Annotated in this window: 8 protein-coding genes and 1 tRNA gene; 4 read left to right on the plus strand and 5 right to left on the minus strand. The window is 63.0% G+C overall.

The features are described 5' to 3' along the window. Positions 1 to 2: 2 nt before the first annotated feature. The 3 genes from KF691_04460 to KF691_04470 form a co-directional block, all read right to left on the minus strand. On the minus strand, positions 3 to 4601 hold the full coding sequence (locus tag KF691_04460) for a tetratricopeptide repeat protein (protein MBX3388689.1): 4599 nt from the start codon (positions 4599 to 4601) through the stop codon (positions 3 to 5). Positions 4602 to 4671: 70 nt separating this feature from the next. Then, on the minus strand, positions 4672 to 6546 hold the full coding sequence (locus KF691_04465; GenBank protein ID MBX3388690.1) for an exosortase/archaeosortase family protein: 1875 nt from the start codon (positions 6544 to 6546) through the stop codon (positions 4672 to 4674). Positions 6547 to 6821: 275 nt separating this feature from the next. Next, positions 6822 to 8630 carry a polysaccharide biosynthesis/export family protein gene (locus tag KF691_04470; GenBank protein ID MBX3388691.1) on the minus strand — a complete coding sequence of 603 codons (1809 nt, stop codon included), beginning with the start codon at positions 8628 to 8630 and terminating at the stop codon, positions 6822 to 6824. Positions 8631 to 8919: 289 nt separating this feature from the next. Between KF691_04470 and lipA the strand changes: the two genes are divergently transcribed. The 4 genes from lipA to KF691_04490 all read left to right on the plus strand — a co-directional run bounded on the left by lipA (position 8920) and on the right by KF691_04490 (position 12045). After that, a complete protein-coding gene (gene lipA, locus KF691_04475; protein MBX3388692.1) occupies positions 8920 to 10011 on the plus strand; it encodes a lipoyl synthase in 1092 nt (363 codons plus the stop codon). A gap of 28 nt (positions 10012 to 10039) precedes the next feature. Next, positions 10040 to 11221, plus strand: coding sequence for a serine/threonine-protein phosphatase (locus KF691_04480; protein MBX3388693.1), 1182 nt, complete (start codon positions 10040 to 10042; stop codon positions 11219 to 11221). Continuing rightward, a complete protein-coding gene (locus KF691_04485) occupies positions 11218 to 11883 on the plus strand; it encodes an HD-GYP domain-containing protein (GenBank protein MBX3388694.1) in 666 nt (221 codons plus the stop codon). The genes KF691_04480 and KF691_04485 overlap by 4 nt, the downstream gene beginning before the upstream one ends. A gap of 88 nt (positions 11884 to 11971) precedes the next feature. Then, a tRNA-His gene (locus KF691_04490) sits at positions 11972 to 12045 on the plus strand. 80 nt (positions 12046 to 12125) lie between these two features. On the opposite strand, the gene KF691_04495 is transcribed toward KF691_04490, so the two are convergent. Both KF691_04495 and KF691_04500 read right to left on the minus strand, forming a co-directional pair. Beyond that, a complete protein-coding gene (locus tag KF691_04495; protein MBX3388695.1) occupies positions 12126 to 12551 on the minus strand; it encodes an EVE domain-containing protein in 426 nt (141 codons plus the stop codon). 39 nt (positions 12552 to 12590) lie between these two features. After that, positions 12591 to 13775, minus strand: a complete 1185-nt coding sequence (locus KF691_04500) for a response regulator (protein ID MBX3388696.1) — start codon at positions 13773 to 13775, stop codon at positions 12591 to 12593. Between the last annotated feature and the right edge of the window lie 77 nt (positions 13776 to 13852).

Consider the following 13852-nt stretch of genomic DNA (forward strand, 5'->3'; position numbering starts at 1 on the left):
CCTCAAGGGGTCTCCAGCATCTTTTCGAGCCTTGCGAGGTCTTGTTTTTGCTGTTCTTGCGTAAGACCCTGCACCTGTTGGAAGAGCGTGCGGGCCTTCCCGAAGGACGCCTTTGCCTCGTCTCGGTTGCCCTGGCGGAGCTGAAGTTCGCACAGGTGAAGCAGAATGGCGACCTGCGTGGAGGGTGAGGCCGCGATCGCGATGGCCCGGTCCAGCACTTTCTGCGCTTCGGGCAGTTTATCCGTTTGCAGCAAGAGCAACCCGAGCGTGTCGAGAACTTCCGGACTCTTGGGTTTCAGGTCGACAGCTTTCTGCGCGTACTCAATACCCTCAGTCGGTCGGTTGAGGTCCTTGCCCAGGAGGTAGGCAAGGTTGTTCAGGGTGTCGGCGTCGTCTGGATCCTTCGCGATGATCGCTTTCATCGCGACGGCGGCGCCCTCGAAATCACCGGCGAGGTAAAGCCGTCCGGAATACTCGCGTGACGCGAGGGAGGCGAGGCCCGGGTTGGCGGTCGATTCTGCGACGCGCTTGATAGCATCCAGCCCGGCGGTGCGGGTGGCGGCGTCGTCCGCCAGGATTCGGGCGCGGAAGAACGCGATCCAGTCCGGATTGCCCCCTTCCTTCGCCATCCCGTCGAGCGTTGCACCGAATTCCTTGGGGCCGAGCAACCGGTAACCGGTCTGGAACCACGTCTGCATTGCCTCGGGCTGATTCTCCGGGAGCAGTTTCATGGACGCGGCAACGTCCCTTCTCGCGTCCGGAATCTGATTGAGCGACCGCCGCACGCCTGCACGGGCGAGGAGCAATTCCGGATCCCTGGCGATCCGGTCCTGAACCTTCTTGAGCGCATTTTCCGCCTCGGTGGTATTCGGCGGCTTCTGCGCCAAGAGCGCGTTCACATAGCGGACCACGTGCGCCGTGCGCGAGTCGGTGTTCATCGCGGTGCGGTAGAACGCCAGCGCGCGATTGCCCCGTCCGATCATGTCGAACAGGTCGCCGACATTGGCGTAGAGCGTGCCCGGCGCGCCGCGGCGCTTGGCGACGTCTTCTGCCAGGGCGACCGCTTCGTCATCGCGATCGTCCGCGCACAGCATGCGGATTCCAAGCCCCAGAATCTCGTCCTGCGACGGATCGATCCGCAGGATCGCCCTGATCTCATTGACCACTTCCGCTTTTCTGCCCTGCGACTGGAAGATCACGGCACGGAGCTGGTGCGCCTGCCAGAGGCGGGGATCGAGCTTGAGTGCCTGATCGAGGTCCGCGAGAATGTCGGCCACGTTTCCTTTGGCTTCGATCGATGCTTGAGCGCGCTTCAGGAACACGCCCGCGTTATTGGAGAACGCCGTGACCGCTCTGTCGAGAGTCTCCATCGCCGCCTTCTGGTTGCCTCGTCCCATCGCCGCATCGGAGCGGAGCAGCATGGCGACGGGCCCTTCCTGACCCTCCTTGCTCAGGAGCGTCAATTCTTTCTCGGCTTCGTCGAAGCGCCGGGACTGAATCAGGGCCTCCGCGAGTCGCAGACGCACGGTGTCGTCGGGCGAATCCTTCGAGGCATCCAAGATGCCGCGGAGAGCCGCGATCGCCTTGTCGGTCTCGGCCATGTCGAGGTAGAGCTCGGCGAGCATGCGATCCGCCTGCAATCGCTTGGGATCCTGGAGCGGCTTTGCTTCTTCGAGCGCCGCGACGGCGCGATCGAGGCGTCCCCGGGCGACCATGAATCGCGCGAGTGACACGAGCGCCTCGCCCGCGCGATCGTTTCCGTCTGCGCCTTCTTTCACTTTCGTCGCGTAATCACGCATTGTCTTTTCGGCGGTGACGAGATCGCTCTGATCGGCGCTCCACGTTGCGTCGATGATCACAATGTCCAGTCCGTCCTGCGACTTCCGTACGGCGTCGATCTGCTTGCGCGCGTCGTCCCAGCGGCGCAGGTCGGTGTAGAGCGCCGCGGCCTGAACCTGATAAGCGCGATTGTCCGGGACGCGGGCGAGGTCTCGCTGGCGCTCGGCGAGGGTTGCCTCCCTGTCGCCGTACATACCTTCGAGACGCAGCCATTCATCGCGGATCGCCATCGAGTCGGGCAAAAGCTTGGCCTTGTCCTGCATCAGCCGCAACGCATCGTCGGGCTTACCGGCGGCCTGGAGCGTCGCCGCGTACTGGAGAATCGAGGTTTCGTCATCCGGGCGCAGCGTCAGTGCCCTTTGCATGCTTGCCGCGGCGTCCGTCGCTTTGCCGTCCTCTACCTGTAAGGCCGAAAGGACGCGCCAGGCCTCGACGTTGAAGTTGTATCGCTGCGACGCCTGCACGAGGCTCGCGATGGCCTCGCCACGCCGTCCCTGCGCCGTGAGCAGGCGGGCCTTGAACGTGGCGCCGTCGTATTTGTCGACGTTGCGGGCGATCGCTTTCTCGGCGATCTGCTGGGCCACATCCATATTCCGATCGCGCAGCGCGCGGAGGAACAGCGTCTCCATGACGATGGGTTCGTCCGGATACTTCTGCTCGAGTTCGACCGCGAGCGCCTGTGCCTCGTCCTTGTACTTGTCGTTTCCGTTCGAGTACACCGTCAGTTGCATGACTTTTCGATCAACATCCGAGAGATTCGGAGCGAGCTCGATCGCTTTGATCCTGGCGATCGTCGGGTCGGCGCTGTCCAGAATGTCGAGGGCGGAACGAAGGTTCTTCTTCTGATCTTCGTTGGGGTTGACTTCGAGCGCCTTGCGGATCGTGGCCTTGGCGCCCTCGACGTCGTTGGCGTTGGCTTTCTGCGCGACGATCAGCTGGGTGATGCGCGCGTCGTAGTTGTATTTTTCCGCGCCCTGCTGGAGAACCTGCGCGGCGCCCTTGTCGTCGCCCAGGTCCTTGCGCTTCTTCGCTTCGGCGAGCACCATCGCCACGGGATCGTCGGTCGTGCCCTGCCCGAGCTCCAATTCGACGGCCTTTCGCCTGGCGCGGATCGCTTCGTTGTCCGGGAGGAACTGCTCGGCACGCTTGTACATTTCGAGCGCGTCGGTCGTGTTCCGCAGGCGCAACTCGACCTCGGCGAGCATCACCATCGCCTGCACGTTCGCGCCGTTGATCTGGAGAGCCTTGGTGAGGAGTTCGCGCGACTTGCCCGGCTGATTCAACCTGAACGAAGCGTTCGCCGCGGCGACCAGGGCCTCCGAGTCGGAATCGTTCACCAAATTGAGATAGCTCAGGAGCAGCTGCTGCGCGCCGCCGAAATCCTCCTGAGCGAGCTTGATCTTGCCGTCCACGAAGAGCATGCGCATCGAGCCTTCGGGTTCGATCTTCGCGAGTTCCGTGCGCTTGGCCTTGGCCTTCTCGAGCCAGTCGGCCTTCAGCTTCTTTTCTTTCGCGGGATCGGGGTCGGTCGCGGTTTCGAGCGCCTTGAGCGTCAGCGCGGCCTGCCGGAAGAGCGCGTCGCCCTTGCGGTACCAGAGCAGACGGCCTGCGACCCCGAGTTTGGGGTTGGGGAGATCACGCACTTTCTGGAGCGTCACGATCGCGTTGTCATAGTCCCGGGCGATCGCGTCCGCCTCCGACTTGCTGATCAGGAGCGCCGCGTTTTCCGGCTGCGCCGCGAGCGCTTTCTCCAGCACGGCGCGGCTGCGTGGCAGTTTGCCCGAGTCATCGAGTTGCATTTCGAGATAAGCGAACTGCGAGAGAGTCGAGGCTTCGATCTGCTTGGGGTCCATCGCGTTGAAGATCGCCGCGACTTCATCGAGTTTCTTTGCCGCATTGACCCGGAGTTGTTCCGCGATCGCTTTGCGGTCTTCCATCTTGTTCAGGGCGTATGCCTGGCGCTTTGCATCTGCCAGCATCCAGCCGAGCTCGAGCATCGCGGTCCGAGGTTCCTTCGGATCCTTCGAGCGGAATTCGCGGACAACGTTGCGTCCTTTTTCCGCCCACTCCACCGCCTCGTCGGGACGCTGCTGGTTGTTCAGCGCGAAATCCGCCTTGTACACGTACCAGTTGTGCAGCCCGACCACGCTGTCCACGTCGGCGGGATCGGCCTTCAACGCAGCCTCGAAATCGGCTTTGATCGCTTCGATTTCCGAGTCTTTGAGGTTTTTCGATTCGGTCAGGATGCGAAGGTTCGCCAGAGCGCGATAGCGACGCAGGGACTCGCTGTCTCCTTCCTTCGCGTCCCCGAACTGCGCGAGGGCGTCTGTTGCCGACTGGGCGAGCGATTCCGCGAATTGCCGGTTGTACCCGGCGTTCTCCATTGTCTGCAGGTACACGTCAAGGTGGTCCTTGTGGGCCTGCACGTCGGTCCGCTGAAGGTCCGCGATCTTCTTGCGCACCAGCGTGTACTGCGGATACTTTGCGTCAAAGAGCGTCTGAGTCTGCGGCGCGAGTTCTTCGAGCGATTCCTTCCATTTGCGGAGGTAGGTGAGATTAGTGGCGTCCTTGTTGACCGCTTTGCCGTACACCTTCTCGGCTTCCGTTGGCTTCCCCGCCGCCATCAACGCATCGCCCTGCTTGGCGAGATCGGCTGCGGACTTGAACATCACCATGTAGGCCGCCGCACCCACGCCGCCGGCGAGGAGTACAAGAGCGCCCACAAGGATTGCGACAAACTTGGTGTTGACTTTCGCGGCCATGAAGAAGGCTCCGTTTCGATCGATGAATAAGAAGTGCGCCGACGGCCTCGGGAGCTAGATGCCCCCGCTGTCACGACGCATTCTTGCTCTCTTCCTTCGCCGGGTATCTCCCGGCTTCGACTTCCACCCAGTCCGGCACGCAGCGCATGATCTCGGGCAGGAGCTCACCCATCAGGCTCGAGGCCTGCTCGGCGAGTTCTTCCGGGCTCTGAACCGTCCGGCTTGTAAACTGAACTTTCAGGTAGTACGCGTAGTCGCTGCGCAGATCAAACGCCAGCAGGCGCACTTCCTCGGCGCTGCTCACGTGGCCGCCGTTGGCGATGAACAGGTAGCCGGCGTAGATCTTCGGTCCCGTCAGGTTCGAAGCGCCGGCGAATTCGGTGACGCGAAGCCTCAGCGAATCGGGCTCGCGCGGAAGCGTGACGCTCGAACCCGCGCCGTCGGGCGACCAGTTCGGTACGCGCTGGCGGTAGATGCCGCGCTTTTCGGCGTTCTCCACTCCCGGGTGCAGCGACCAGACAGTCGGGTCGAGTTTCAGCGGCACATTCTCCGTGCGCAGCGCCGTCATGCCGCCACCGACGTAGCACCGCTCCGGAATGTGGGGAACCGTGTCGACTCCGCCTGTGTAGTACGCCGCGTGAAGTTGCAATTCCATCGGCGGCTCACCGGCCTTGCGGTCTTTGCGGATGAAAGATCGGGTGATGTAGTTCTTGGTGCCGAGTGTTTCTTCGACTTCCGCCGACTCGAGCTTGTCGGTGCCGATCTGCTTCCACGTCGGGGTTTCGGTGGGCAGGGAGATCAGCGCACGATTTCCGGGCGCCTGAATCTCTTTCTTTCGAAGATGGATTCCGGCGTAGTGAATCCCGGCCGTCATGCTCGCGCCGCAGATCACCATGATGAAAAGCGAGAGCATGTAAGATGGGCGGCGCAGGGCGGCCCAACCTCTGGTTTCGATTTCGGGCCGGTCGATCGCCCGGTCCGGCGTTTCTTCGACGATCTTTGCGAGCGCCCAAACGATCCCCAGGAATAGAAGCAGGCCGGGGAGCAGCAGCAGGGTGCCGATCATCATGTGCGCATCGCCCTTTGCCAGTTCGCCGTCGAACGTGCTCGCGACGCCCAGCACCGCGACGCGGATGACGTTCATCAGAATCGCGACGGGAAGAGCAAGCGCGATGACCGCCACTCGCTGCCACCAGTGCTTCGCCGAGATCAGTGCCACGGCGCCCGCGAGCGCGATGAACGCGATGACCATCCGCATTCCCGAGCAGGCCTCCGCGACATTCAGGGGGATCGATGCGCCGCCCTTGGGTGTGACGTGAAGCGTGTTGCCCTCGACCTCGACGGCGAAACCCATGATCGGGCCGAGCATGCTCAGCAAAAAGCCCGCGCCCTGGCTCGCGATCAATTGCAACTGAAATGTGATCGCGATCATGAGCCGGTCCGCGATGGTGATCGCGAACACGAGATAGGCGATCGGGAGGAAAAGAATCCGGAACAGCTTCGGACCTGTCAGCCAGAGTGCGAGGCCCGCGATCGAGAGCACGATCGACAGCCCCTGGATCATGTGGTTTTTGATCACGACGACCGAAACGAAATAGGCGCCGATTCCCAGCAGGAATGGCAGCACTCCCGGCCAGAAAGTTGTCGCCCGGGTTCGAACGATCGAGTCGCGCTCGCGCCAAAGCAGATAGAGGCTGATGAACGGGACGACATAGGCGTGTCCCCAGTCGCTCGGCGCTCCGAGCGACATCCAGTGTTGCCTCAGCAGCCAGTGCCAGAACAGAAAACCGACGCCGATCACCAGCAGCAGGGAAAGGACGATCTGCGGCGGCGTAAAGAGCCCCGCGACGCGTTCTTCCGGCGTTCCGCCGGCGCGCAGTCCCGCTCCCGGACCCCTTTCCGAGAGATGAGAAGCGGAGGGCACGCTTTGCGAAACAGTCGTCAACTCTGCGGGTCCTCGGTGTGAAACCGTCCGGAAACTAGCCAATGTTTGAATCAGGAAATGATTCTTGGCTGATCGACCACTTCGGCCCCGGCATAAAGCCCGGGAATCCAAACAACGATCGGCCGGCGGTTCGGCAGTACCCGTACGAAATCCGACGCGGATCGGGTTCAGATCAAAACGGCCGATTTCATGCGAGAGGCGAAGGTTTTGGCGGATGAAACGACTGTTCCACGCCGAATCGGGGAATCGCAGAGGTTTGCATTGTCCGCAAACGGTTAGTTAAAGAAGTTCTGAGATTCGGGCGGCACGCCGAAGATATCCGACCCGAAGTTGCGGTCGATCACAAGGCCGAAGCCGTAGTTGGCCCGGAATCCGTTTCGGATGACCGCCAACGGGAATGCCCAGAAATTAGTGCCGACGTTGACCATGTCGTCGGCCTTCAGGTAGACATCCGGCTGCGTGCCCTCGGCGATCGCGCGCATGTCCAGTCGAACCATCGCCTGCTGACCGTCGCCCACCACGCGAATGAGATCGACGCGCTCAGGAATCGCGAGGTTTGACAGCCCGCCCGAAGCAGAAGACACCGCGCGCAAAAGCGTCAAACGGCCCGTATCGGAAAGGTTGTACACGCCCGGCCGGTTCACCTGGCCCGCGATATAGACCTCGCCTCGGGGCATCGAGGGCACGCGGATGATGTCGCCGGGACGGACCACAATGTTCAGGCTCGTGTCGCCTTCCATCAGCTGCTGGAACGGGATTCGGATGATGCGCTGCGCGACCACGCGGCGCTGCTCCGTCGGCAGGTCTTTCTTGTCGCGCGGCTGACCCGTCGGAGTCGTCGCGAGCTGCACCCACTTCCCGTCAATGAAAACCCACGAGCTCTGCGGTGCAGACGAGCTTTGTGCCGGTTGAGCCGAGCGAGTCGGATCGGGGAGATCGATGGTCGGGCTCGAACCACGCCCGGAGCTGGGTTCGTCGCCGAATCGGCTCTCTCTTCGTGCGAGAACCGGGCCCGACGTGTATCCGCTCATCATTCCCGGAGAAGGGAGATCGACCGGCGGCGCCGCGGGTTCCTGCGGCTTGGGTGCGGGTGGCTTTGTTGATTCGGGAGCGGGCTGAGGCGGGGGCGTCGGGCTTGGCGATGCCGGGTTTGGAGGCGGGTTCGAGCCAGGAGCGGGAGTGTCCGGCATCTGGACCGGCGGCTCGCCCGGCGGCTTCGGCGCCGGAGCGCCGGGCTGTGTTGCGGGCGGCTTCTCACCCGGCTGCGAAAGCTGATCGATCAGGTCGATCAGCGATTCGCCGCTCTTTGGCGGTTCGACTGTTTGCGGCGATTCGCCGTTATTGACCGGTCGGCTCGGGCCCGAACCGGGAAGCGGCGACCGGCGCGTATCGCGCGGGCTCATGGCACGCTCGTCCAGCTGGACCTGGCGGATCACGAAGATTTCTTTGGTCTTGTCGTCGATGCGCCCGCCGGCCGTGATCGCCTCGATGAGCTTGTAGTCGATCGAGGGAATGAAGTACGGGCCGGGACGTTCGATCGCGCCGATCACGGTGAAGGTCTGCTGGCGCAGCTCACGGATGTCCACGCCGACGAGCGGATCGGCGATGTATTTCTTCATGCCGTCGGCGATGGTGTCGCGCACCTGCTCGACCGACTTGCCTGAAACAAAGAGACGACCGAGCTGCGGCAATTCGATCATGCCGACCGGATCGACGACGCGCTCGAACAGCTCCGGTGGGGTGCCGCTCTGCACGAAGTCCCAGATTTCGATGCGGAGCGCGTCTCCGGGGCCTACGCGATAGTCGCGCGGGTCGGCGTACAGATCTTCGGGCGTGGGAGCGCTGTGCTCGACGAGGTCGCCCTTGGCGTCTTCGATGCTGGCGATTCGCTCCAGCACCGGTACCTTTGTCGGGGTGTGTTCCCAGCGGCCGAGCACGCTGGGGTCGATGAACGAGTCCGATTCGCATCCGACCATCGCCACGCCGGCGGCAGCGCCCGCGACGGCGAGGAGTCTTGCAACCGAACGTTGGAAGAGCCGTCCGGGGCCTAGGTGGGTAGAGGTTGTTGCGTCTGTCGGATTCAAACTCGGCTCCTGGCTCGGCATCGGTCGCTCTCTCTGGGTTCTGGACCGCAAGTCCGCACCGTATCACTCGTCAGGCGGTTGTCAAACGTTTCTCTGGGGGCCACAGGGGCAGAAATGTGCCGTTTCCCACCGTCCTGCATCGGGTGCAACGCATCCTTCGGTTCATTCCCCGAAGGCTTTTGATCGGACCTTCGCTTGCTGCGGGATAAAGGTTCGCGCAGAAGCTGCGGCTTTTCGCCGGTCGCCCCCTCGCAACGAGTGTGCCGCTATCCCTAGAGTGTGATTCGCAATGGCCTCTCCCAATGGAATGCTGCCGCCGGGGATGACCCCCGAAACGCTCGCCAAGACGCTGGCAAGGCACCCTCGCCCCGCCGGGGGCGATCCGCTTCGGAGGATCGATCAGCCTCTGGTCAGCCTCTCGGGGCTGATTCTGAACAATCAAGGCACGGCTCCCGAGCAGCTGCAGGTCAAGCGCAAACCACCATGGCTCAAGGCGAAGGTACCGGGCGGCCCGGGTTACAACCGTTTGCGCAACATCATGTCGGATCACAAGTTGCACACGGTTTGCGAAGAGGCCGGCTGCCCGAATATGGGGGAATGCTGGGCCCGCGGCGTGGCGACGATCATGATCCTCGGAGATACCTGCACCCGCGCGTGCGGCTTTTGCAACGTCAAGACGGGCCGTCCGGCAACCGTCGATCGCGACGAGCCGCGCAGAGTTGCGGAGAGTCTCGCGTTGATGGGGCTCAAGCACGTCGTGATCACGAGCGTGAATCGCGACGAACTTTCCGACGGCGGCGCCGGCATTTGGGCGGAGACCATCATCCGCACACGCGAGGCATGCCCCGCGATGAGCGTCGAAGTTCTGATTCCCGACTTTGAGGGCAATTGGGCGGCGCTCCAGATGGTGATCGATGCGAAGCCTCACATCATCAATCACAATCTCGAGTCGGTTCGGCGGATGTACCCCGCTGTCCGGCCGAGCGCGAAGTTTGATCGTTCGGTTGAGTTGCTCAGGCGCGTGAAAGAACAGGGCGGCGTGGCGAAGACCGGTGTGATGGTGGGCATCGGTGAGCGCGACGAGGAAATCCTGAATCTGATGGACGAGGTGATCGCGGGAACCGGGACGCGGTCGGGCGCGTGCGACATTCTCACGATCGGTCAGTACCTGCAGCCGACGCGCAATCACCTCCCGATGGATCGCTGGGTGCACCCAGATACGTTCGCGATGTTCAAGGAAGAGGGCCTGAAGCGCGGTTTCAAGGTTGTTGAGAGCGGGCCGCTGGTGCGGAGCAGCTACCACGCTGATCATCAGGCCGATGTGCTCACGGACATTCTCGGGACGCGAGCATCCGATGGTCGTGCGGCCGAGACCGAATGAGTACCCGCTTTCGGTAGTATGAGCGCCGATGTCGGGAATCATCCAATCCGGGAGACTTCAGGGCGCGAGCTGGCGGCTTCTCTTTGTCGGCATCTTTTTTGTTTTTGCACCGATGCCGGTTTTCCTGATGACCGTGCCGCAGCGCCCGTTCTCACCGACCTTTGTGGTGATCTCGGGACTCGTCGGTGGGTTCACTTCGATCGGGTGGGCCGCGGCGTTTGTGTTCCGCCGATACGCATGGCTGGCGCTGGTGGCTCCGGGGTCGTTTTTCGTGCCCTGGGGGCTGAGTATCGGCGCCTCCAGCCTGGGGATTCCCATGTTCGTACCCGAAGCCGCCGCGGCTTCGCATCGCTTTGTCTACATCGTGGCCGGTGTTGCATCGATCGTTGCGGGCTACATCATCCTCGTGACCGTAATTCGGCGGTTCGAGCGGGTGGGGGCGAGATCCCGGGCCGAACTCGATGTGGCAAGGTTGATGCACGAATCGATCGTGCCGGCGCTCGAGGTCGCGACCGATCGAGTCGAGGTGTATGCGCGATCGGAACCGTCGAGTGAAATGGGCGGCGATCTGATCGACCTGGTCGTGCGCGAGGAGAGCGGGGAGTTCGACTTGTTTCTCGCCGATGTCTCCGGGCACGGAGTGGGGGCGGGCATCGTGATGGGGATGCTGAAAGCAAGCATCCGGACTCGGCTGCTCGCCGGCGGTGATTTGGGAGCGATTCTCACGGACGTGAATCGCGTGCTCTGTGATCTCACCAAGCCCGGCATGTTTGCGACGCTCGCGTGCGTGAGGATCGGTGAAGGGCAGATCCAATACGCGCTGGCCGGTCATCTGCCAATCCTGTGTGTTCTGTCCGACTCCGGCGCAAGCCGTGAACTCGAGAACGAGCATCTCCCGCTCGGGCTGGACCACCCGATCGACTTCACGTTCGGAAGGGCGGCTGTCCGGCCCGGAGATGTGGTCGCCATCTTCAGCGACGGACTTGTGGAGGTGCGGGACAGTTCCGATCGCGAATTCGGTCTTGCGGCTGCAAACGAGCTGATCCGCGGCGAGGTCGCGGCCGGTGCCCCGCTCCATGATGTGTACGACCGAGTACTCCGGCGGGTCCGGGAATTCGGGCCCGCTGCGGATGATCAGTCTCTGCTTCTGATCAGGATCAAGCGGCCCTCGGATGTCGAACATCCTAAACGCGTACCCTCACCGGCTTGATGTCACCCGAGATCATCCAGGCGCTTGTCGGCCTTCTCGAAGCGAAGGACATGAGCACGGCGGCGCATACGTGGCGTGTGGTTTTGTATACACGCGCGCTGGGCGAGAAAGCAGGCGCGAATCCTGATCTGCTCGAGCGTCTGACAGTTGCGGCGGCCCTGCACGACATCGGCAAGATCGAGATTCCGTCGGGCATTCTGCAGAAGCCGGGAAAGTTGACCGACGCCGAGTTCGAGATCATGAAGACGCACACGACGCTCGGCCACGAGCGGCTGCTGCGCATGGGCGAATCCGACTCCGTGGTTCTCGACCTTGTGCGGTCGCATCACGAACGGTTCGACGGTTTGGGATATCCGGACGGGCTCGCGGGCGAAGAGATCCCGGTCGCGGCGCGCTACTTCGCCGTGATCGATTCGTTCGATGCGATGACCAGTTTGCGTCCGTACCGGCGGGACACGGGAGAGGGTGCGGCGGAACGCGCGATCACCGAATTGCAGAAGGGGATCGGCAACCGATACTGCCCGGGCACGGTCGAGATGTTTGTCGACCTCTATCGCACGGGCGGGCTTGCGTGGATCCTCGAGTATTTCAATGACGCGGCGGAAGTTCCGGCACTCAGCGGGCTCACCGTGTCACGGGCGCGTTCCTCGCCAAAGAAATGAGATATTCCCCGTTCCGAGACGAACGCGGGTTGCGCTCGTATCCTTCTCCCCGCCCGACGCAGGTGCAGAACCTGGCCGGGTCGAGATGGTGGCCATAGCTCAGTTGGTTAGAGCACGAGGTTGTGATCCTCGGGGTCGCGGGTTCGAGTCCCGTTGGCCACCCTTTTTGATGCGGGATATTGGACGCCGGATTTCGGAAGAGGCCGCGGGTTGGAGGCGTCCGCTCGACCCGCAGAAACACGTCACAGCCCGCAAAGCTTCCGCAGCAGCGAGTCCAGATTCGGAGGCACGATCATCGCGCTCAGACGGGTCTGCTTGACGAGGCCGAGTTCAGAAAGCCGTTTGTCCTCCCTGATCGTGGCGAGGGGTAGATGAACCTTGGCGGGGCGGAGCGGGGCGAGATCCACGATCGGAAACTTTGTCTCGCCGGCGGCGGTGTTGCCCGGTTTCTTCGGATCCGGATAGGCGCCCTTCACGATCCTGGCGAGGCCGACGATCGCCTTCTCATCGCCGGTGTGGTAGAAGAACGCTTCGTCGCCCGCGCGAGCGCTGCGGAGTGCCTTGAGTGCCGCCGGATTGGTGATTCCGGTCCATGCCGTGCGCTTGTCGCGCTCGAGGTCGGAATACGAGTATTCACCGGGCTCGGACTTGAGAAGAAATGTTGCCATGGCGGGCTCCGCGTCATGCTAGCGAGGGTCGGGAGATGGTCAGGCAGCCTTGGCGCGTTCGCACGCCGCGATCACATCCGCGAGTGCGACGGCGGATTCCTTGGCGCTTCTGGTCCAAGCGAGCATTTGGAGCGCACGCTCGACGGGCGGCACCATCGCGCTGAAGCCCAGGACCGGCGCGGCGCCGGCGATCATGAGGCATAGTTGCTCGCATTCGGACGCGTCGTCGCGCTGGATCGCGGTTCGGAACTGTTCCGCGGCGGCCCGCACCTGCGCGATGAACTCGGGCACGACTTCTGCGGCGGGATCATCTTTCGAGATGGTCGTGACCGAAGCGCCCGTTCCTGTTCCGGACACGTCGTCCATGAATTCGGAGAGCGCGCGGAGCAACCGGTCACAGCTCAGGGGCTTCCCGAGCACCCCTTCCGCGGCCGTGGCCCGCGCCGCAATCCGGGAGTGGCGCGAAATATCGGGGGTGATGATGAGGATTGGCGTGCGGACGCCCACGGCACGCACGGCCGAGATGAATTCGGCGGCGTTTCCGTCGGGCAGGTTGAGCGCGACGAGCACCAGGTCCGCCGGCTCGCGCAGCGCGGCGAGCGCCTCGGTCTGCGTGGCGCAGCTCCTCACCCGGATCTTGGTTTCTCGAGTGAAGTGTCGGATGAGGCGCAGCTCCTGTTCGTCGGGATCGACGACGAGCAGAGAGCCCGAGAGTCGCTCGGGGCAGACGCGTTCCTGACTGTAGATCTCGGCGCCGGCGTCCAGAGAAACGTATTCCTTCGCTTCGATCGGCCGGTCAAAGCGAACACCCAGTTCGTGGATCATCCCGCCCCGGTGCTTGCAGCGCACAAGGCTCCCGAAGACGCCGACTTCACCACGCGCGGGATGAGGCAGCCAGAGCACGCATCGGCCTCGCTCGTGAAGAAAAGCGTTGTGAAAGAGCGAGATGCCGCCTCTGGAGAGGTTTCTGCACGCGAGCTTCAGGAGCAACTGGGTTCCGCCCGGCTGATCGATCTGGATGCGAATTCGCTCACGATGGAAGGGCCAACGAACAAAGTCGCGTTTGAGCTCCGCGGGGCGTTGACCGTCGGATGAATCGAGGCGTGATGAAAGAGCGCGGACTGCGCTGAGATCGAGCCCGAGCGTGTTGCGCCGTCCGCCGATCGAGTCCTCGGGCCACCCACCCTGATTGCCCAACGACGCAGTTCCCTCTCGAATGTCCATGCCCTGTTCCCTCTTCGCTCCGCTTCGGAAGTGTGCGTGCATGGATCGGTCGCGAACGGGCATGAATTGAGGCTCCC

The sequence above is a fragment of the Phycisphaeraceae bacterium genome, assembly GCA_019636555.1.
Classification (GTDB): Bacteria; Planctomycetota; Phycisphaerae; order Phycisphaerales; family UBA1924; genus JAFEBO01.

Excerpts from the sequence above, each read along its gene's own strand:
- KF691_04480 (MBX3388693.1), top strand. The coding sequence starts at position 10,040 with ATGTCGGGAATCATCCAATCCGGGAGACTTCAGGGCGCGAGCTGGCGG.
- KF691_04495 (MBX3388695.1), bottom strand. The coding sequence starts at position 12,551 with ATGGCAACATTTCTTCTCAAGTCCGAGCCCGGTGAATACTCGTATTCC.
- KF691_04500 (MBX3388696.1), bottom strand. The coding sequence starts at position 13,775 with ATGGACATTCGAGAGGGAACTGCGTCGTTGGGCAATCAGGGTGGGTGG.
- lipA (MBX3388692.1), top strand. The coding sequence starts at position 8,920 with ATGGCCTCTCCCAATGGAATGCTGCCGCCGGGGATGACCCCCGAAACG.
- KF691_04460 (MBX3388689.1), bottom strand. The coding sequence starts at position 4,601 with ATGGCCGCGAAAGTCAACACCAAGTTTGTCGCAATCCTTGTGGGCGCT.